This is a genomic window from Dyadobacter sp. UC 10 (assembly GCF_008369915.1).
GTDB lineage: Bacteria > Bacteroidota > Bacteroidia > Cytophagales > Spirosomataceae > Dyadobacter.
Genome location: NZ_VSRN01000001.1, coordinates 4254057 through 4274111 on the forward strand (window position 1 = coordinate 4254057; position 20055 = coordinate 4274111).

Consider the following 20055-nt stretch of genomic DNA (forward strand, 5'->3'; position numbering starts at 1 on the left):
GTAGAGTTCATGTTTTAGAATTTCACCATCAGGTTCACGCCCATACTGCGTGTTCTTGGTACACCAAATGCTTCCAGCCCTTGTGCATTGGTGCTGGTGTAGCTCGACTCAGGATCGAAGTAGTTTTGCTTTTTGTCCTTGAACAGAATCGCAAGGTTACGCGCAACGAATGATACCGAAGCCGACTGCAGTTTCAGGAACGCCAGCTTATTTACAGGAATATTGTAGCTCAGCACGACCTGACGAAGTTTGATGAAGTCGTTGTTGAACATGAACATCGCCGTATAGTTCTTGTCGTTGTCGTAGTACGTATCAACATCCTTCTTCTCCCAGGTTTTAGTAAAAGGAGCGCCTTCGGGGGTTACACCCGCTACGGTTACGCCGGTATCACGTCCTGGCAGCGTTTCGACTGGTAAGCCAAACCGATAGGCATACTGATAAAGGTTCGAATACACAATACTTCCGAACTTACCATCCACCAGTACGTTCAAAGAAAAGTTTTTGTAACGGAAATTATTGGTAATACCCATTGTCAACGGAGGCGTACCCTGTCCGATCTCTTCCAGGTCTCCGCGTACTGCGTAGCCGCTTGCCGGGTTGAAAACGACATTTCCACTGGCATCGGTTTTCTTGCGGAAGCCCCAGATCGTTCCGTATGGCCTGTTGACAGCGTTGCGGACCACACCGCCGCCTACGCCGGTAGCAATGTCAAGTGCATTGATTCCCTCTGCCAGCTGCTCGATTTTGCTTCGGTTGTAAGCCATGTTATAGCTCACATCCCAGCCGAAGTTTGTTTTTTGCACAGGAGTTCCCGTCACCAGCAGTTCAACCCCCTTGTTACTTAACTCACCTACATTTAACAATGCCGATGTATATCCGGATGACAATGCAATGTTGGTGGTAACAATGTCGTCGGTTGTTTTACGGTTATATAAAGTGACGTCCAAACTTAGCCGGTTGTTGAGGAATTTGGCTTCCAGACCACCTTCGTAGGTCGTTGAAGTCAATGGTTTCAGGTCTGGGTTTGGCACTTCGGAAGAAGCGAGGCCCTGAACCGGGCGACCATTGTGCCCGCCTTGCTGCATATTGTAGTATTGGTAAATCTGATACGCATTCACCGTAGCACCGCCCACTTGCGCCCAGGAACCGCGCAGCTTTGCGAAACTGATCGCAGAAGGCAAGTCAATAGCTTCCGAAAGAATCAGCGAGCCACCGATCGATGGGTAGAAAATAGTATTGCTCTTAGGATTCAAAACCGAAAACCAATCCTGGCGCCCGGATACCGTCAGATAAGCCAGACCTTTGTAACCAAAGTCAACCGATCCGAAAAGCGAGTTGATCGCACTTTTCAGGTTCTTTGGCGTAGTGGTTATGATTGCCAAATTGGTATAGCTGTAAAAATAAGGGATCGTGAACTCGCTGCCGGCGATTAAAGTTTCGTCAAAATTGCTGCGTTGGGCATTCGCACCGGCCATGGCCGAGAAGCTTACATTTTCCCACTCTTTATTATAGTTGAATGTGAGCATTCCATTGGTTTCGGAAGAGCTTGTTTTTCTCCCTTCATAAGTTCCGCGCGGAAAGAATGCGTTGTTGGTCGGCTGCACGTATTCAGAAGCAAAGCTATAAAAATCCTGGCTCACACTGCCTTTGACATACAGGTTCTCAAGGATGTCATAACGAAGGCTTCCCTGACTTAAAAAGCGGTGTTTGGTATCGTCATTTTTGAATTTGTTGATAACGAAATACGGATTGGGTGCAGCCGGTACCGGGTTCCATTCCATTTCTTTGCCGGTCACCGCATCGAATCCCGGAGAAAGGCTGCGGATATCCACCGTGTTAGCAACCAGGTAAGTAGCCCAGTGCGGGTTCATATCAGCATAGCCTACTTTCGGGCGGTTGTTGCCCTGTTCCAGGTTGTATTGAAAAACGGTTTCAACGCTTAACTTTTTGCCCAAAAATGCATTCAGGTTCAAATTGGCTATTCGGCGAACGAATGAGGAATTCGGTACCACACTGTTGGATTTTGTATTGTTCAAACCCAAACGGAAGTTCACCGTTTCCGTGCCGCCCGTCAATGCGACAGAATTGATGTAGTTGGTACCTGTGTTATAGAAATTTTTCAGGTTGTCTTTTTGAGGAGAATAGGGGTGCATTTGTCCATCCACCTGGATCGTCGGTTGGCCATCCATTTTTGCGCCATACGAAAGCCGTCCTGTACTTTTCGCCTTATCCAGATCTGTTGGTTTCACACCATCTACGCCCTGCCCATACTCGTACTGCCATTCAGGAATTACAGCGAGTGTTTCAAATGTGGTATTACTGTTGATCTCCACACCGATCCCCTTTTGCGCACGGCCTTTTTTTGTCGTGATCAAAATCACCCCGTTGGAAGCACGTGCGCCGTAAAGCGCCGCGGCAGGGCCGCCTTTCAATACGCTGATGGATTCAATATCATCCGGGTTAATACCACCAATACCGTCACCACGGTCAATATTCATCCCATTTCCGTCCGCAGTAGTTCCGCCCGGGGTTGAATTATCCATCGGCATACCATTGATCACATATAAAGGCTGATTGTTACCATTCAATGAACCATTCCCGCGGATTACAATACGGCTCGAACCACCTGGGCCAGTTGCCATACCTGTTGCGTTCACACCGGCGATTTTACCTGTTAATGCATTGCCGATATTGTTTTCGCGGGCTTGCGTAAATTCAGAACCCTTTACCTCGGTAACCGCATAGGCAAGCGCCTTTTTCTCTTTGGCGATACCGAGTGCGGTCACTACCACTTCGTTCAACGCCTTTGCTTCAGGCTGAAGTTGCACATCCACGTTCGTCTGGTTGCCGACGGCCACTTCCTGGGAAGTATATCCTACAAAACTGAAAATCAGTACGGCGGAAGAAACCTCGGCATCGGGGATATCAATCGCATATTTACCCTCCGCATCGGAGGAAGTGCCTCGCTGCGTGCCTTTTACCAAAACACTAACACCCGGCAGTCCCGCGCCTGTTTCGTCCGATACCTTTCCGGTGAGGTTGCGTTTGGGCGAAACTTTACTTTCAGCCGAAGTCTCAACCTGCGCAGCCTGCTCGCGTTTCAGGATAATGCGGTCCTGTATTACCTCATACACCACGCGATGCGGCGCAAGGATCTTTGTAAGTACTTCCGAGAGTGCCTCTTCCTGAAATTTGAAATTGTTTTTTTGATCGTTGAAGATCTGTGGATTGTACATGAATTTAACCTTCGCCACATGCTCGATCTTCTCCAAGGTTTTATCAATATCCGAATTGGATATACGCAGGGTAATTTTTTGCTCCAGTATTCGCTGTCCCCGCACGTCGGCGGCATGGACTAGTGTGCCGAAGGCGATGGAAAACAAGGCTTGATACAGCGTAATGCGCATGATTTTCTGTAAAGCATGATGAAATTGTTCGGTTTTTGGCATAATTTTGGTTTTGTCGGGTTGTAACGATTCGGCATCAATTGATTCCCGCAGGAACCGTTTTACGGCTCCTGGAATACTTAGGAAACTTGGGGGATTAATCGGTCGGTGGTGTTGCAGCATCATCGACTTTTTTGTTAAGAATTAGTAGCGGTTCATCTCATAGGCGGTGTTTTCAGAATTCTGGTTTGGAAATTGGTTAGTAACAGCCCTTGCTGTTGATAATAATGCTGGCATCCATCTGCTCATATTCAGCGCCGATCGTTTTGCAGATCAGGTTCATTTTTTCAAAAAGCGGCTCGTCAGAAAGGGAGGCCGTCAGGTAGCAGTTCTGCATTACTTCCGGATCAAAAATAATTTTCACTCCGTATGATTTTTCGAGGGTTGCGAACACGTCGGCAATGGGTGTTCCTTTGAATTCAAACGATTGTCGCTGAATCGGTAATTCGAGCAGTTTTGGATCCGGTACCAGGCTGCGGGTAAGTCGTAACTCTTTGGCGGCAAATACGATTTGCTGATTCGGCGTCAGTATCATCCCGCCCAGTTTTTCGTCGGCATGCTGACTTGCCAATGCTTCCTTGGTCATCGGAAACACCGAAACTTTCCCTGTTTTAACCACCACTTTCACTTCCTTGTCGTTTTCAAATGCCCTTACCCGGAAGCTGGTACCCAATACTTTCGTCGCCAGCGAACGTGCGTATACATAGAAGGGTTTGTTCGGGTTTTTGGCCACCTCAAAAAAAGCTTCGCCAGTCAGGAATACCTCGCGCCTGTTCCCCTCGAACCTGGCGGGATAAGTAATGCGGCTGTCTGGTTGCAGTAAAATGGTACTTCCATCATCCAGCGTGATCAGTTTAACCCTGGTAGTTGTATTCTGCTGCTCCACCAGCGGCTCTTCTATTTTGCTCAGGATTACCTTGTACTGATCGGACTGTTGCGTGTTGATACGCTGCTTGTTAAACCACCATCCTGCAAAAAGCAACGCAAGCACTGAGGCGGCCAGATGGTACCAGTTCGGTCTGAATTTGAGCCAGAGCGTCGATCTTCTGGCGGCATTTTCACCGATTGCGTGAGACAGCCGGTAAATTTCGTTGGCTACTTCCTCGTCTGAAATCTGGTCAAATGTGACCTCTGTCGCAGTCAGCAGCTCTTTTGCCTTTTCAGCAACTTCTATCCTATCCGGATTTTGTTCCAGCCACTCCTCCCAGGCCGATGCGGCGACCGGATCGCGGAACAAAACCCATTTCCGGAACAAAGGATCTGCGGCGAGTTCTTCCGGAAGATAATTGCGGTAATTCTGCATAAATGGCAAATGAAAATTAGGCTATTTGATATAAGGATGCAGGAATATTGGGGTAATACTCTTTTTGTGGAAATTATTTTTGGGAAGTATTGCCGATGGATTGCCAGGTCACTCCATTTGCACATTCTTTAAAGCTGGAATCAGAATTAACCCGGTTATTTAGAGAAGTTAATAGGGAACCCAAATTTTAATCCAAATACCTGACTCTTTGGCCTGTATCAATCGGAGTGTATTTTTCATTTTGCTCGTCAGCCTGTCAGGCTGCGGCCTCTTCATTGACCGTACCACTGTGGTTTACGGCACCATTACTGATCAGAATGACCAGCCTGTGGATAGTATTCTGGTAGTGATCGACGGGGTCAAAGGTTTCAAGTACGAAACTTTGAAACAAGTTTATTCAGGTGAAGATGGCAGCTATGAACTGGTTGTAGATGTGCCTAAGCGATTTTCCTCCACCAACATTATAATAGATACTTCTCCCATCGACACTGCCGGAAGTGAGAGGCCATTTAAAAGAATTAGGATTGAGAAGAATGGTAATCGTACCAGCAACTGTTGTTTCGCTTCAATCGGAGAGAAGACCAAATATGACTTTCAATTAATACCTAAATAAATCGAAAATGAAACACAAACTATAAACAAACAGAAAATGATTCGACTATTCTTTATCTGTGTATGCCTGACCTTTCTGCTGTCGCATTGCTTTTTGAAACAAGACCGCACTACTGTGGTTTACGGGACAATTACAGATGAGAAGGGACAGCCGGTGGATAGTATTTTGGTAGTTATCAAAGGGGCGCAGGGTTTTAAGTATGAAAGGTTGAAAGAAGTTTACTCTGGTAAAGATGGCAGCTATGAATTGGTTGTGGATGTGCCCAGGAAATATGGCTCAGCTAATGTGACTGTACCATTTGGTTCGTACGAAAACCCGAAATACGACAAGAATTATAAAGGCAAGAGAACTTTTAAAAATGATCAGTTTACGAAAAATTGTTGCAGCGCTTCTATTGGCAATAAGACAAAATATGATTTTCAACTAATACCTAAATAACTGATATGAATACACAGACTATGAGACAGAGAAAAAAAACCACATTCATTTTACTTGCCTGCCTGAGCTTTTTGCTCACGGGATGCTTCCTTAAGCAAGACCGTACCACAGTGGTCTACGGGACCATTACGGATGAGGAGGGGCAGCCGGTGGATAGTATTCTGGTAGTGATAGACGGTGTCAAAGGTTTCAAGTACGAGAGGTTGAAGCAAGTTTATTCGGGTGAGGATGGTGGCTATGAACTGGTTGTAGATGTGCCAAGGAAATATGGCTCAGCAGATATTGGAATTCCTTTTGGACTGGTCGATAATCCCAAATACGAGAAGAATTATAAGGACGTAAATGTGGAGAAAAATGATAAACGTACTAGGAATTGCTGTACTGCTTCGATTGGCAACAAGACAAAATATGATTTTCAACTAATACCTAAATAGTCAACTTTCAATTTTAACTCAATTGCCATGATGCATTTCTTAAAATGCAGTAGAGGGAAACTATGTCTTTTCCTCCTGCTCTCTCATTGTGTTGTTTCTACAGTTTCAGCTCAGGATTATGATCAGCTACGGGATATCAGGCTGAAAGCGCTGGACTTGTCCGGTCTGGGCAAAACCCTTTTTCTCAATGCCGGAATAACCAACCAGCGGGAAGTTGATTATTTCAAAGGGCTGTCAAACAGCCAGTTGGAAAGGCCTGAGCGTGTAACTTCGGACGAATGGCAAAATTTGTATGAAAGGTTAATGGATGCGGATTTAAGACCGGAAGAAGAGAAATTGGCGAATTTTGACAAATGGATGGAAACTGATCCGGAAAAGATCACCAAGAGCGACACGATACCAATAGGAATAATGAACCTGGAAGGTATATACCTGACCGGTACACAAATTGCGGAAAACGAAACTCAAAAAAAGGTTAGTAGGCATGTTGATTTTGCTAAATACGAAAAGGTGAGAATAGTTTCTGCCTCGGTACTACAGGAGCATATTTATCAGGCAGAGGTTATTTTTAGATTGAGTCCACGACTCTACTTTTCAAACCAGAATGATCATGTAAAAGCGGTAGAGATCAATTTTGGGGATGGGAAAGGATACCGTAGTTTTCCGCTCTCGGAACAGCTGATACCCCATCGTTTTGAATCGGACGGCGAGCATTTGATACAGATTCGGCTGACAACCGGAGAAGTTGTTTATCGCTTTGAAACCAAAGTGAATGTCCTTCAAATGAAGCGCATAAAGCCATTTGCAGAATTTCAAATCTCGGCTAACAGGATCTATAGCGATATTGCGGATAGCGACAGATCAGCGAGAGCGGCATTGGCAGGAGGGAATGTGAGGATCGTTCTGGGGTGTGATCAGATTTTTAATAAGCCAATCATTATTGCGGAAGGTCTTGACCTAGGACAGGACGTGTTTTTGGACTACCTCGAAGCCAAATACAGAGACGGGCTAGACCAATTTTTAACGGAAGGTTATGATCTGGTATTTCTTGATTATACAGATGGTCGGGCGGCGATTCAGGACAATGCTCAAGTATTATAAACGCTGATTCTGCATGTAAATGCAACGAAAAGCGGTTCGATAAAATCAATTGTGATCGGCGAAAGTATGAGCGGGCTCGTAGCCCGATGGGCACTAACCGAAATGGAGAAAAATGGCCAGGATCATCAGGTGCGGCTGATGCTATGTTATGATACACCCCATCAGGGAGCGAATGTACCAGTTGGTCTTACCCAGTTGATGCATGAGGCCGGTCCTACATTACTAACCAAGGCGATCCTAAAGTTTTTCGCGAAAGGCTGGCGCAATTACTATAAGGCTATGGGAACGCCTGCCGCCAGACAGCTCCTGCTGCATCAGACCAACCATCCGAATGTCGGTGGGAAACACGCCGATTTTGATCTGTTTCGAACCCAGCTATCAGCTCTTGGTAATGGAGGTTATCCACAGAATTGCCGGAATATAGCTGTTACGCATGGCAGTATGGATGCGGGTGACCGCGAGTTGTTTGAAAGATATAATTATGGTGACAGGATACTACGAAGCTGGACACCGTTCGGCTTGCAAAACACAAACATCGATGTACATACAAATCAACTTGGTCAGAATACCAATGTACTTCGCTTTGCAAGCTGGGGCATTTTTTCCAAGTCTGTCGGTATCAACCGGAAGTATAATAGCCCATTGAATGACGATTTTTTGCCGGGAGGGCGTTCCACTTTCTCTGTCCCAAACAAGCTTTTCTTTGCGACCGACAGCCTAAACTTTTGCTTCGTGCCTACTTTTAGTGCTATTGATTATCAGGGGCCAAGGGTCACCCAAGCGGAGCGCGAGTTGTTAAACGTAGCTGCTGTAAATGCTGAAACGATTGATCGTAAAACACCATTTGCAGCGATTTATGGGAATAATGATAACACTCCCCATGTGGATCCAGAAGAAATTCAATGGAACAACATCGGTATCGCCGAAAACCTACTAACATGGGTCGGCGCCTGTCCGGTAATTCCCCTGCCGCCGGTGCCGACAATCACGACTTATCCTGTTTGCCATCCATTCAATAAAAAGAGGACCACCGAGGACAACACAGCCTCTGTCATAGTATCACTGGCTACCCCGTCCAATGGGCTGTATGTTCATAACTGGACTGTGACACCGGGTGACCAACATTTTACGACCACGGGCGATAACATAACTTTTCAGGCTGAAAGCGCAGGTGTATATCAAATCACTTGCGTGCGTACGTACCCGAACCGCAGGGATATCAGCAGTACTTACTCAGTCGATATGCTTGTTGCCGATTGCAAAGACGTTACCGCTGATCCCGAAACTCCAACAGAGCTTAACCTGGCGGAAGCGGATGTATTAGCAAGCGATGTCTGGGAAAATGACTTTTTACTCACTACCGCCACCGACTCGCTGGCCACATTTGCGCATTATACCCCCAACCCAAAATCCTGTATGCCACCCTGGAAAACGGTACGTTCGTGTCAAGCGCGACGTTGCTTGCGAGCGGGATGTTTGAAGAATTTGCAGCGCTGTTTGCCGCTATTGATCCGCGTATTGCGCTTCCTGTCCGGCTCAAAACTTTCACGGTGAAAGCCGAGGGTACAACTGCATTGCTGGAATGGGAAACGGAAAGTGAGCTGAACAGCAGCCATTTTGAAATCGAGCGAAGCGAAACCGGACGCGATTGGGTTGCTATTGGTTTGGTTCCGGCAAAAAATATCCCCGGTGAATCGGCGGAGTATCTCTATACAGATCAGAATATTACAGCAAAGCGGATTTATTACCGGCTCAAAATGACAGATCGAGATTCGACTTTCGCTTACAGCCAGATTCGTTCCGTAGCATTCGGCACAGAATCCGAGGTTGCCGCGTATCCCAATCCGGTCGGTTCGGAGGGTGACATTCAGATCTTGCTGGGAGAAAAAGGAATTAAAAGTGTCCGTATCTACGACCTCGCGGGAAAGCTGGTCTTGAAATCAGGCATAGCCGATGTAAAAGTTAATGTACAAGAGTTGCCGGCAGGGAAGTATATTTTGCATATTGAAATGCAAGACGGCAGTAAAATAAGCCGCACAATTCTAAAGAAGTAGCGAAGATCCTATTGGAAATAAATGCAGGCCAAAAGCAAGGTTTGGCTCACGAGGTGCATTTGTACTTTTAGCGAGTTGATCGCTTTGAACAATAAATTCGCCACCGATTGCCTGTTCACCTGCATCAGGTCGGCGATTTGTTCGTTGTCCATTCCTTCATAGTATTTAAGGAATATCGCTTCTTTTTGGCGTCGGGGCAATTCTTCAAGCGCAGTACGAACTTTTACCTGATTCTCCGTAAAAGCCTCATGCTGCTCTATTTCCGTTTCAATGGTCTGGTAATCGGATAGTTCTGCGGCTTCTTCAATATCCATTTGTGCATGCACATTGTTGTTTTTCCTAAACTCCTGCATCAACTGATTTCGCAGGGCCCTCAGAAAATAAATAGTCACAAACTGGATCTGAATAGTGCTCCTTTTCTCCCAGATGTGGATCAGTAAATCCTGGATTGAGTCTTTGATAAACTCCCTGTCAGCAGTAAAATTGGTTGCATAGTTGAAAAGCGTGCGGTATTGCTTGTCTGCAAGCTGACAAAATGCAAGACTGTCTCCGGCCTGGGATTCATGCCAGAGGTTCAGAAGAACCATGTTCTCCTCAGCGATGCGTTGTCTCTTATTCAAATCTTGTCAGGTATGAAACAAATAAACCGTTATTTTATAATAACTTAAAATATAAGGATGACTTTATTTTTTTATTTAGAATAATCTGCCGCATAACTGAATTTTAGCCAAATATAATCCATCATTTAACGGATCATATTTTGTCAGACTAAGCGGACCGGGCCGCTCAGTCTGACAAATCAACTACTAGACGTAAGCAATGCAATCAATCTCGACCAGCGAATCCCCCGGCACGCCACCGTATACAGCCACAGTAGTACGGCAGGGAGGTTTGCTGCCGAAACGGCCTTTGTAGGCGTCGTTCATTTTCTTGTAGTCATTCAAATCGTGTAGGAAAACGCTGCATTTGAGTACTTTTTCCATGGAAGAACCGGCTTTGATCAGCTCCTTCTCCAGCTCGTCGAGCACGTGTTTGGTGTGGGCGGTAATATCGCCTTCAAAGTGGGCCCCTTTTCCCGCGATAAAAACAAGGTTATTGAATTTGGTATGGCCAGAAAATAAGGGTACATCATTGTACATTTCGACACTACCCACTTCTTTTTCGGGAGCCACTTCCGCCTTCGCTTTCGCGGCGACACCAATGCCGGCTATTCCTGCTACTGATGCGAAAAGTTTCTTGATAAGTGATCTTCTTTCGGATTTCATAATTGTCTGAATTGAGTTTATAAATAAGCTGTCTTAGGATCTTTTCTTTTTGCTCTTTTTAGTGAGTTTGTCGCTGGCTGGCAGGGTGATTTTCCAGATACTGCCGCCCGCCTTGTTTCCGCCTTGCTTTCCACCGTATTCAATCACATACAAAGTGTTTCCAACCAGCAATGCATCGGTAGGAGAGGTGAAATTGTCGACTATGCGTGTGGTTTTTATCTTGTAATTATCAGCCGGTTTGTCGTAAATCATTTCAAGATGTAGCAGGTCTTTGCCCTGCCGGCGCAGCGCGCTCGGGTTAGCGATGCCATTTCTGGGCCCGCCGGTATATCTGATCACAAATCCGTCCCCCGCCAGATCTTTTGCCAGTGCTTTTTCATTATCGAAAAATAACCCCAGCGGCGAGGAATGGGCATTGAAAGTACCCACAGTAACGCCCGTAGTATCTCCATCCATGACAATCCCGGTTTTACGGTCGCGGTATTCATTCGCGTCGGGTCCCAGGTTCTGTACTGCCGGGGTGAATTTGACGTCTTCCGGTCTTTTAGGGAAATCCGGGTCATTGTGAAAATACTTCATGAGCCAGGCGAAAGCAAACTTGCTTAAAAACGGATCTTTTTCGGGATCGGGCTGGTAGTCGGGAAACTGCTGCGGATTGTCGATTCCTCCCATGACCCAGGGAAATCCGTAATGGTGCCCTTCTCTCACCCAAAACATATCTTCCGGGTGGTCGTAATCGCCCGAATTTGATACCGCAAAAAGATTTCCTTTGGCATCAAACGCCATATCATAAGCATTCCGGATTCCCTCGGCAAAGAGATATCCTTCCTTTTTCATTTGCGAGATATCTGTGGTCAATACCAGATCTTTGGAAGTGATGGGAATACGGAAAATATTGGCAGTCAGTGCATTGTCGCGTGCGTTTGGGTATTCTCCTCCATTGTCCTGTACTTCTCCGTGGTCCGTTCTTGCGCCGGTATTAACGTAAATGAATTTCTTGTCGGGACTGATTTCCAGCGCATTCCAGCCGTGATCAAAAGTAGTTTTGTTAGCCCCGTATTCAACCGTATTGAAAACAACCGTCATTTCGGGTTTTTCAACTCCCGGCGTCATTTCATAACGGACCATCCGGCCTTTATTTCCCTTGTTGTTATTGACACTCACGTTCCCCGCCAGGAAAAGGGTATTGCCATTAAATGCAGCGCCCTGCAGTCGCGGGATACCGTGGTCTTCAACCGAAAAAATCTTTTTGCTTTCCGGCTTTCCGTCCACTTCCACGATTTTGATCACATCGCCAAAAAAGGTAGTATAGTAGATCTCACCCGTCAATGGATGGCGGATGATCCGCACTGCTTCGGGCTCTACCTTCATGTATTCCTCAATGGTAATATCATTCCGAAGCGCAACCGGCGTTTTCGTGCCGGTTTCTTTCGCCTGGGAAAATGCGTGGCCGGCATTGCCGAGTAAAAGCAGGGCTGCTAGTCCGTACCTGTAAATATTGCTGCGGTTTGACATGGATATATCGGTTCAGGGTTATTCTTTTTTGCCCAAATGACGGATGTACGCGACAAGCTGCCATTTTTGCTCATCTTCAAATACATCCTTGAAAGGCGGCATATTTCCCCGCCCGGTAGATAGTTTCCAGAATAAGGCACCGTCGGACTGACTTTTAACCAGCGTATCGTGAAAATTTGCAGGTTTCTGCCCCAGGGCTCCTCCCGCAGCTCCGTCTCCATACCCTTCGTCGCCGTGGCAGGAAGCGCAGTATAAAGTGAAAAGTTCTTCGCCTTGCGCGAGTGTGAGCGGCTCTTCGTGGTGTGGATTTTTGAGGGTATCAGCCCAGGCAGGCGCCTTCCAGGGATCCTGGTGCTGACTGTCTTCATACTGGAAGTTACGCGACGAGAACCCGGCCAGGGCCAGGCCGAACAACAAAATAAAGCTTGCGGCGACACTCTTGTTTTGATGCATTCAGTATACAGAAAAGGTGAATATAGAGATATCAGCATTTCTCCCTCCAACCCCCAAAAGGAATACTCAATTGCCGGAGAGTAATATCCACTTAATGAGGTTGGAAAGAGAAATGCCTTATTTTAAACTATCCAAAGCAGCCCGCACACCAGCCACTTCCTCCGTGCTGACAGCACTGGCCGAGTTTCCGAAATTGCTGCGAATGTGTGTCAATACTTCCGAAATCTCTTCGTCTTTCAAAAAGCTATGTTGTGGCATTACATTATTGTATGATTGCCCCTTCACTTCAATGGGTCCTTCAAGACCTTTTAATAATACTTTGATCAACTTTTCCTTATCCCCCGTCACCCAATCCGCGCCGCCAAGCGGAGGGAATCGTTGCGAATCGCCCATTCCGTTGCGTTGGTGGCAGGCTGAACAGTAAGTGCTATACACCATTCCGCCTGCTACCGGCTTGTCTTTGTCAAGATTATCTTTGGTGAAATCGGGTGTGCGGATGTGGCTCATGGTCTTTCTTTTTTCCATTCCGGCCAGTGCTTTTTTCGGGAATTTCTTTTTGCCGCCGGTATAAGTAACTTTCCAGATCTTCCCTTTTTCAGTCTCGGCAATGTAAACGGAACCGTCGGGACCCATGGCGATCCCCATCGGGCGATATACTGCGTCGCTCACATTCTCGATCGGGTCTACACCTGCAAAACCGTCGGCAAATATCTCGTATTCTCCCGCCGGCTGACCGTTTTTAAATGGAACGAAGCCGATGAAATAGCTCGATTGCGGATAAGGCGCGCGGTTGGTGGAACCGTGAAATGCAATGAAAGATCCATTCTTGTAGCGCTCAGGAAACTGGTTACCCTGGTAAAACAAAAGGTCATTAGGTGCCCAGTGGCCGGGGAAACCAATGATTGGTTTTTCATACTGCGCGCAGTCGCCTACCTTTTTTCCGTCGCCGCCATATTCAGGATTAAGTACTTTTTTATCCTGCATCTGGTCCCAATAGCAGTAGGGCCAGCCGGCGTGCGTGCCTTCTTTTACCCTCAAAAACTCCTCAGAAGGAAGCATTGCGCTTTGCCAGCCGTCAAAAAGCTGAGGCCACAAACGTAGCAAATCGTCGCGGCCGTGTTGCAATGCGTAAAGATTATTATCCGCGAAATTCCAGTCCATACCAACGACGCTGCGCAGGCCGGTAGCAAATTTCACCCCGTCCTTTTGAAGTTGTCCCGTCTTATTGGCATCGAATTTCCATATGCCACCATGATCTTCGAGAATCGGGCAGGGGGTTATTCCCGGTGAACCCGGTATCCTGTTCTCTTCCTGACATGCATTGGAATTGGCCCCGAAAGGTACATACATATTGCCCTTATCGTCGAATGTGATCGGTTTTGCGATGTGTTCGTGCATCCCGTGGGGGTGATCGTCGGTCAATATCACCTCTTCTTTACTTTGCGGAACAAGGTCTCCGGGCGTGAGTTTGTACCTGTACACCACCAGCTCAGAGCTGAAATAGAGGTAACCTTTGTAAATGCGCATGGCCGTTCCATAAGCCCGCTCTCTGCCTACACCACCAAAACGCTTGATCATATCCGCCCTTCCGTCGCCATTCGTATCCCGCAACGCAATCACCGACTCGCCGGTATCGGCAAACCTGGCTTTCACATATATATCCCCGTTATCATTCACTGCAATATGTCGCGCACGGCCAGGCAGACTGTCAACGACCACCACCGCCTCAAAACCCTCCGGCAGGTACAAACCGCCATTTTTGGAATTAACAGGAGAGACTTGCTTATCCGCACGCTGGGTGAAACCCAACACGCAGCAGGTAAGGGCAGTAAGAATGTATTTGAGGTAACGTTTGTTCATTGGCGTTGGGTGGGGGAGTGGGCTGTTGGCTTTTAGCTGTTAGCTATTGGCTGTTAGCTTTTAGCTCTTTGTTGTCTATTTTTTATGCATTTGACTTTTCTAAAACGAATTCTTAATGACTTCCAAAAATTTCCCCTCTAATAAAAAAACCTAAAACCTAAAACCTAAAGGCTAACTGCTAAAAGCTAATAGCTAATAGCCAATCCTCAATTCAAATAAACCGGCTTCGCTATCCCGTTCAGGTCATAAACAATCTTGCCGCCCATGATTGTCATTTCACATTCAAGTTTTTCTTTGCCCTCCATCTTATACCCCGTTTTGTCGTAGAAGCCGAAGTTTCCCTTGCGCATGGAGAAAATGGCTACGTCGGCTATCGCGTCTTCGGAAATATGTCCCAGGTTCTCGCGGTGAATCACCTGCGCCGGAGTCCAGGTGCTCGCTTTGATGACAGCCGGAAGGTCCATCCCCATTACATAAAACTTCGACATAATGCTGAGCATGTCCTTCATCGAACCGTTCATGCTGCCGGTGTGGAGGTCGGTACTGATGGTATTGGGGTAAAAACCCGCTTTGACAGCCGGAATGGCCTGCGAGTAATTGAAGCTTGCACCACCGTAACCGACATCGAAAACGATCCCTTTTTTACGTGCTTCAAATGCAAACGGTTTCACTTTTTTGGTCGCCTCGTCTACGATCGTTTCGCGCACATTTCCTTCCAGCAGCGTGTAGGCGTGTGTGAAAATATCACCAGGGCGCAAGTGTTTCATGAAAAGGTCTTCCAATGGAAGTGGTGGGTTACTGCCTCCAAAATCGACCATGACAGGCATATTGGCCAGCTTTCCGGCTTTCACAGCGTTGTCGACAGGCTTCCAGTCCTGCCCCACAAAGTGTGCGACTTTGAAACCGACCACATCGTTTTTATTTCTTAAAGCCACCGCTGCGGCCAGGTTCGGGTCCATATCAGAGGTATCCTGCTCCCAGTTGCCGCCGCGCATTCCCTGGCCTACAATGTTCATAAAAGAGAGTACCCGGGTTTTGGAGTTGAGGATAATATTGTTTTTGAATTCCTCAAAAGAATTCCATCCCGCACCGCCTGCGTCGACGATCGTGGTGACGCCTACCCGGAAAGTAAATCCGTCGGGTGGGAGCGCTATAAACCCGTTGCTGAGGTAGTGATTGACCTGCGTGCCAAAAAATACGTGTCCGTGAATATCGATCAGGCCGGGCGTGACGTACATCCCTTTTGCGTCCACCACCTGACGGGCTTCCTTGGGGTCAATGTCTTTGGCTACTTTTTTGATCTTCCCCTGAAAAATCCCAATATCCATGACCTGGTTGATATTGTTCTTCGGGTCAATAACAGTTCCGCCTTTGATCAGAATGCTGTAAGTCTGGGCGTTGGCAACAACGAAACTGGCAGCCCATAGCAGGCAGATGGTGATAAATTTATATTTCATTTTTAAAAAGGGCTTAGGTATTGCTTTGTCGAAATGCTTTAAACTACTGCTTTTGACAGTTCTTCTTTCAGTCTGCTGGCAACGGTCTTTTCTTCTCCCGGCTTCAACATCCACGTGGTAATGGTCAGGGTATTGTTTTCGCCGGGCATAATTTCGATGGAAGGGTTTCCGTCACGCAGGTTTTGCTGCAATACTTTTACCGGTAGCGATACCTTCGTTGCATCCCAGGATATCCGCAGGGTGGGCGTGTGGTTTCCCAGTTCCGGCGCGAAAGTTTCCACACTTACACCGGCAATACTTTTGGCCGCTTTACTGATCAGCGCCGCGCGGTCTTCCCACATTTTCCACTCCTTTTTGTGGTCCATTTTCACAAATTTGTCGATCGCCACATACATGCCCAGTATTTCTTCTTTATTCACTTTCATTCCCCGGCCGATCGTCGAGCCACGTGGCGGCATACTCAGGCGCGCTGCGTCGATCAGGTGTTTTTTGCCCATCAAGATCCCCGCACTCTGTGGCCCGCGCATCGCTTTTCCACCCGAAACACAAACCAGGTCGAAGCCCATATCATTGAATTTCCAGAGGTTTTCGACCGGCGGAACGTCGGCAGCCATATCGATCATCGTCGGGATACCATTCTTTTTCGCAATCTCAACCCACTGCTGGTGGTTGATCTGCCCTTTGTCCGACTGAATATGCAGGAACCAAAGCAATGCGGTTTTTTCATTAATCGCTTTCTGTAATTCCTCGACCGTCTCGATCTGAACGATCTTGCAGCCTGTGTTGGTCAGCGCGTGCGAATAGCCGATATTATGTCCTTTCTGAATAATCACTTCCGATTTCATACCGGTACCTTCCAGATGCGGCAATGCTTCCACCTTCTTCTGATCCATTCCGGTGAGTACGCCTGCAAGCCCGAGGGTGAGCGCGGAAAAGCAGCCCGCCGTTACCACCGCAGCTTCCGCGTGCGTCAGCGCTGCGATCTTTTCGCCTACTTTCGTCTGTACCTCGTCCAGCATCATAAATTCTTTCCCAGCCCCCTGGATTGTTTCCATTACCTCCTCGTGCATCAGCGAGCCCGTCATAGCTGTGTAGGTGCCCGCGGCATTAATGAATGTGCGGATCCCCAGCTCTTTGGCCAGGTTTCTGGCCGGCATTTTGGCAACCAGCCCGGCAGTTTCGGCTCCGTTCTGCCCTAAAAAACCGCCCAGAAGAGGAAAGGCGGACAAATGCTTGATTAGATCTCTGCGATTGATCATAATGGTCGAGGACTGATTTTAATTACTTATTTTGAGATTTTTTGAGGTACTCTGAAATAAGGATGCAGGAAATATGTGTGAATACTCTTCTGGTAGCTTTATTTTTTTTGATCTGCGCAATTTATAAAATAAAGTTTGGTCAATATAGTGTTTGGAGTTCTTTTGTTTTGAAGTAAATAATGGTTTTTTATGACGGGTGTTCGAACACATTGAGATGCAAAAAAGCCTGCCGGAAGCAATTTCTTGCATTCCGGCAGGCTTTGTTTAAGGTATGATGAGGGTATTTGAAAAGCTATTTCAAGAAAAGCTGCTTTACGCAAACAGGAGTCGGCACGCTGATTTCCTTGTTTGCAAACGTCAGCTTCCCGGTTGCCTGATCTCTTTTGAAAAACACGGCATTGTCATTATCACGGTTGGTAACGATAGCAAATTCTCCTTTCTGGTCGATCAGGAAGTTGCGGGGATGCTTGCCATGGGTGTCTGCATGCCCGACTACGGTCAGCTTGCCGGTCGCAGCATCGACACTGTAAATCGCGAGACTTTCATGTCCCCGGTTGGAAGCATACAGGAATTTTCCATCGGGTGAAAAATGAATATCCGCCGCGGAATTTTTACCGGTAAAATCAGCCGGAAGCATGGTAACCCGTTCCAGTGGAACCAGCGCGCCCGAATTTTTTACGATCTTGAATGAATTGACCACAGAACTCAGCTCTCCCACCGAGTAACCAAAATTCCCATTCGGGTGAATCGCAAAATGCCTCGGGCCGTCGCCTTTTTGTACTTCCGCGTACGGTACGGAGCCGGGAGTCAGTTTACCTGTTTTAGGATCAACGGCATAGACCATAATTTTATCAATACCCAAATCCGAAGCATATACGAATTTACCATCGGAAGAAGGGATCATGGAATGCATGTGCGGCTTTTGGCCGGGGCCGCCTTTGTCCTGGATCGTATCGGCAAGTGCCCCGATACTGCCATCCTGATTCAGCTTATATACAGCCAGGTCCCCGCTGCCGTAGTTGGAAACATACACAAACCTGCCTTTCGGGTCCACACCAATGTGGCACGGGCCGCTTCCGTGCGAAGGTTGCTCGTTGATCACGGTCAGCTTTCCGGTAGCCGGATCTATCGCATAGGCAGACACGGTGCCTGTGCCTTCATTGGCCGCGTACAGGTACTTTTTGTTGGGATGAAATTCAAGGAAAGACGGGCTCGTTTTGCTGGTGACAATCTGTAACTCTTTGAAAGACATATTACTGCGATCGAGCTCGTAAACGTAAATGCCCTCTCCTTTTTGGGTATAAGTGCCCAGGTAAAGGATCTCTTTTGTTTTTTGTGCCAATGTGGTCATAGTGATCAGGCAGAATAATGTCAGAATGGTCAATTTCATAGGTTTAGTAATATGAGGTTTAAAATAAGTACCAGCTTAATCACTTTTTTTATTCAAAAACGAGTGTCCCGAATTTCTGAAATTCGTGGAAGCTGCCCCCTGTTTTCTGCCATGAATAATAGGCGGTTTCGGAATCGTAGTCAATACGGTAAAAGTTGCCTCTCCACCTGCTACCTTTTTTCGGGACCGAGGGTACAATCGGGTTCATTAAAGCATAAGGGATAAAAAACTCCGCCTTCCAGCCTTCTACCGAAGCCATACTTTTTTTCTGTCCTCCCTGCACGCTGGTTTCGTGGTGAACGCGGGTACTTTCGTTGTAGATCCAGGGTTTCCATCCCTGGGCCTTTCCGTTGATATTCGGTACCAGGATCGGCAGCTCGTAATTGAGCGGGGATACTTCGTATTCCAGGTAAATGGGGACGTTGGTATCCGGCCACAGAAAAACTTCCACCACATCTTCCTTGAATAGCATGCCGTAATCCTCCATAATCGTAGCGGTCAGCTTCTGGTCGGTGCAGTCGAATAGAAAATATAAGCCCTTGTCGGAATACATGATCTTGGCTTTGGTCGGAAACTGTTTGCCCGGCGTGGCTTGTTTGGGGCCTTTCTGAACCGTAATATCAAACCACTTCGCCGCTGCCCAGTTGCTGGCAGTACCTTCGCCGTTTACTTTAAAATCAGTTGTTTTCTTAACGATCAGCACCGAGTCAGGAATCATGTCGGCAGCGCAAAGCCGGGAAAGCGTGCATAACAGGAAACAGCAGGCTAAGGCGGTTGTTCGGTTCATGGGTAATTGTTCGGTTTAGGAATGAAACGGTAGGTCATGGTTGTGGTCATTTGTAGCCAGGTGTGGTACCCGCCCGCCAAAACCAGTGCATCGGCCGGGTGTGCACGATAACCAGGCCCGGTGCGGCAATTTCAACAGGTTTTTACATTTTACCAAATGATTAACAGAACCTTATTTTTGATAAATGACCGTGTTTTAGGGTAGTGTAATGCATTTATTGGAACGATTATTTAAAGGAATGCAGACAAATGTTTAGTGGAACTTTAACTTCAAATACCATGATACGCGAAAGAGGAGAACCTGCTATTGCAGATACAAGTAAGCCGATTATTGAACCGCCGGTTTTTCCAGACTATCCCCAAAATACCCAGCAATCCAGGCCTGTTGCCCAGGATCCGGATCTTATAGGGGGCGACGAAGACGACGAAGATCATGATGTGATTGATGACGAAGAAGAGGCAGTTGACGAGTTCGACGAAGATATCGAAGACAGGGAAGTGGTTATCGAAGACGGTGACGAAATCATCGATGCAGATGACGACGAAGACGATGATATCTGATACAATTACAGCATCATACCTAAAAGCCCTTTGGACAAACTCCCGAGGGCTTTTGCTTTTATAATGAGTATCGGGAAGGGCGTTCTGACTTATTCAGCTAAATTCTGTTTTTCTCACTTT

The 20055-nt window shown here is 47.0% G+C and carries 18 protein-coding genes; 7 read left to right on the plus strand and 11 right to left on the minus strand.

Annotation, left to right across the window (positions count from 1 at the left end):
- Positions 1-14 precede the first annotated feature (14 nt).
- A complete protein-coding gene (locus FXO21_RS17670; protein ID WP_149641321.1) occupies positions 15-3449 on the minus strand; it encodes a SusC/RagA family TonB-linked outer membrane protein in 3435 nt (1144 codons plus the stop codon).
- Positions 3450-3645: 196 nt separating this feature from the next.
- Positions 3646-4749, minus strand: a complete 1104-nt coding sequence (locus FXO21_RS17675) for a FecR family protein (protein ID WP_149641322.1) — start codon at positions 4747-4749, stop codon at positions 3646-3648.
- A gap of 208 nt (positions 4750-4957) precedes the next feature.
- Between FXO21_RS17675 and FXO21_RS17680 the strand changes: the two genes are divergently transcribed.
- From FXO21_RS17680 to FXO21_RS28980, 6 genes are read left to right on the plus strand one after another with little or no spacing between them, the layout of a single operon-like run.
- On the plus strand, positions 4958-5362 hold the full coding sequence (locus tag FXO21_RS17680; protein ID WP_149641323.1) for a hypothetical protein: 405 nt from the start codon (positions 4958-4960) through the stop codon (positions 5360-5362).
- Between the two features lie 36 nt (positions 5363-5398).
- Positions 5399-5800: a carboxypeptidase regulatory-like domain-containing protein gene (locus FXO21_RS17685; RefSeq protein ID WP_149641324.1), complete on the plus strand. Its 402-nt coding sequence runs from the start codon at positions 5399-5401 to the stop codon at positions 5798-5800.
- Positions 5801-5820: 20 nt separating this feature from the next.
- Positions 5821-6234, plus strand: coding sequence for a hypothetical protein (locus FXO21_RS17690; RefSeq protein WP_149641325.1), 414 nt, complete (start codon positions 5821-5823; stop codon positions 6232-6234).
- A gap of 27 nt (positions 6235-6261) precedes the next feature.
- A complete protein-coding gene (locus FXO21_RS28970; RefSeq protein ID WP_225865740.1) occupies positions 6262-7335 on the plus strand; it encodes a hypothetical protein in 1074 nt (357 codons plus the stop codon).
- A gap of 51 nt (positions 7336-7386) precedes the next feature.
- A complete protein-coding gene (locus FXO21_RS28975; RefSeq protein WP_225865741.1) occupies positions 7387-8889 on the plus strand; it encodes a hypothetical protein in 1503 nt (500 codons plus the stop codon).
- Complete coding sequence (locus tag FXO21_RS28980) at positions 8808-9389, plus strand: T9SS type A sorting domain-containing protein (protein ID WP_225865742.1); 582 nt, start codon at positions 8808-8810, stop codon at positions 9387-9389. Before FXO21_RS28975 ends, FXO21_RS28980 begins: the two co-directional genes overlap by 82 nt.
- Before the next feature lie 8 nt (positions 9390-9397).
- Here FXO21_RS28980 and FXO21_RS17700 read toward each other — a convergent pair whose 3' ends face one another.
- The 9 genes from FXO21_RS17700 to FXO21_RS17740 all read right to left on the minus strand — a co-directional run bounded on the left by FXO21_RS17700 (position 9398) and on the right by FXO21_RS17740 (position 19375).
- A complete protein-coding gene (locus FXO21_RS17700; RefSeq protein ID WP_149641326.1) occupies positions 9398-10009 on the minus strand; it encodes an RNA polymerase sigma factor in 612 nt (203 codons plus the stop codon).
- Positions 10010-10195: 186 nt separating this feature from the next.
- Positions 10196-10654 (minus strand): RidA family protein, encoded by a 459-nt coding sequence (locus FXO21_RS17705; protein ID WP_149641327.1) that lies wholly within the window; start codon positions 10652-10654, stop codon positions 10196-10198.
- 33 nt (positions 10655-10687) lie between these two features.
- Complete coding sequence (locus tag FXO21_RS17710; RefSeq protein WP_149641328.1) at positions 10688-12169, minus strand: PQQ-dependent sugar dehydrogenase; 1482 nt, start codon at positions 12167-12169, stop codon at positions 10688-10690.
- An 18-nt stretch (positions 12170-12187) separates the two neighbouring features.
- Positions 12188-12622 carry a c-type cytochrome gene (locus FXO21_RS17715; protein ID WP_149641329.1) on the minus strand — a complete coding sequence of 145 codons (435 nt, stop codon included), beginning with the start codon at positions 12620-12622 and terminating at the stop codon, positions 12188-12190.
- 117 nt (positions 12623-12739) lie between these two features.
- On the minus strand, positions 12740-14482 hold the full coding sequence (locus FXO21_RS17720) for a c-type cytochrome (RefSeq protein ID WP_149641330.1): 1743 nt from the start codon (positions 14480-14482) through the stop codon (positions 12740-12742).
- Between the two features lie 206 nt (positions 14483-14688).
- Positions 14689-15939 (minus strand): amidohydrolase/deacetylase family metallohydrolase, encoded by a 1251-nt coding sequence (locus FXO21_RS17725; protein ID WP_149641331.1) that lies wholly within the window; start codon positions 15937-15939, stop codon positions 14689-14691.
- Positions 15940-15977: 38 nt separating this feature from the next.
- Positions 15978-17198, minus strand: a complete 1221-nt coding sequence (locus tag FXO21_RS17730; RefSeq protein WP_149641332.1) for an aminotransferase class V-fold PLP-dependent enzyme — start codon at positions 17196-17198, stop codon at positions 15978-15980.
- A 292-nt stretch (positions 17199-17490) separates the two neighbouring features.
- Positions 17491-18588, minus strand: coding sequence for a lactonase family protein (locus FXO21_RS17735; protein ID WP_310586914.1), 1098 nt, complete (start codon positions 18586-18588; stop codon positions 17491-17493).
- A 49-nt stretch (positions 18589-18637) separates the two neighbouring features.
- Positions 18638-19375: a carbohydrate-binding family 9-like protein gene (locus FXO21_RS17740; RefSeq protein ID WP_149641333.1), complete on the minus strand. Its 738-nt coding sequence runs from the start codon at positions 19373-19375 to the stop codon at positions 18638-18640.
- A gap of 278 nt (positions 19376-19653) precedes the next feature.
- Here FXO21_RS17740 and FXO21_RS17745 point away from each other — a divergent pair, with 278 nt between their 5' ends.
- On the plus strand, positions 19654-19935 hold the full coding sequence (locus FXO21_RS17745) for a hypothetical protein (protein ID WP_149641334.1): 282 nt from the start codon (positions 19654-19656) through the stop codon (positions 19933-19935).
- Positions 19936-20055 lie beyond the last annotated feature (120 nt).

What these genes read in the sequence shown, in the direction of transcription:
- FXO21_RS17675 (WP_149641322.1), bottom strand. Translation starts at nt 4,749, where the DNA reads ATGCAGAATTACCGCAATTATCTTCCGGAAGAACTCGCCGCAGATCCT.
- FXO21_RS17740 (WP_149641333.1), bottom strand. Translation starts at nt 19,375, where the DNA reads ATGAACCGAACAACCGCCTTAGCCTGCTGTTTCCTGTTATGCACGCTT.
- FXO21_RS28970 (WP_225865740.1), top strand. Translation starts at nt 6,262, where the DNA reads ATGATGCATTTCTTAAAATGCAGTAGAGGGAAACTATGTCTTTTCCTC.
- FXO21_RS17690 (WP_149641325.1), top strand. Translation starts at nt 5,821, where the DNA reads ATGAGACAGAGAAAAAAAACCACATTCATTTTACTTGCCTGCCTGAGC.
- FXO21_RS17685 (WP_149641324.1), top strand. Translation starts at nt 5,399, where the DNA reads ATGATTCGACTATTCTTTATCTGTGTATGCCTGACCTTTCTGCTGTCG.
- FXO21_RS17735 (WP_310586914.1), bottom strand. Translation starts at nt 18,588, where the DNA reads ATGAAATTGACCATTCTGACATTATTCTGCCTGATCACTATGACCACA.
- FXO21_RS17720 (WP_149641330.1), bottom strand. Translation starts at nt 14,482, where the DNA reads ATGAACAAACGTTACCTCAAATACATTCTTACTGCCCTTACCTGCTGC.
- FXO21_RS17670 (WP_149641321.1), bottom strand. Translation starts at nt 3,449, where the DNA reads ATGCCAAAAACCGAACAATTTCATCATGCTTTACAGAAAATCATGCGC.
- FXO21_RS17710 (WP_149641328.1), bottom strand. Translation starts at nt 12,169, where the DNA reads ATGTCAAACCGCAGCAATATTTACAGGTACGGACTAGCAGCCCTGCTT.
- FXO21_RS17715 (WP_149641329.1), bottom strand. Translation starts at nt 12,622, where the DNA reads ATGCATCAAAACAAGAGTGTCGCCGCAAGCTTTATTTTGTTGTTCGGC.
- FXO21_RS17725 (WP_149641331.1), bottom strand. Translation starts at nt 15,939, where the DNA reads ATGAAATATAAATTTATCACCATCTGCCTGCTATGGGCTGCCAGTTTC.
- FXO21_RS17730 (WP_149641332.1), bottom strand. Translation starts at nt 17,198, where the DNA reads ATGATCAATCGCAGAGATCTAATCAAGCATTTGTCCGCCTTTCCTCTT.
- FXO21_RS17745 (WP_149641334.1), top strand. Translation starts at nt 19,654, where the DNA reads ATGATACGCGAAAGAGGAGAACCTGCTATTGCAGATACAAGTAAGCCG.
- FXO21_RS28980 (WP_225865742.1), top strand. Translation starts at nt 8,808, where the DNA reads ATGTTTGAAGAATTTGCAGCGCTGTTTGCCGCTATTGATCCGCGTATT.
- FXO21_RS17705 (WP_149641327.1), bottom strand. Translation starts at nt 10,654, where the DNA reads ATGAAATCCGAAAGAAGATCACTTATCAAGAAACTTTTCGCATCAGTA.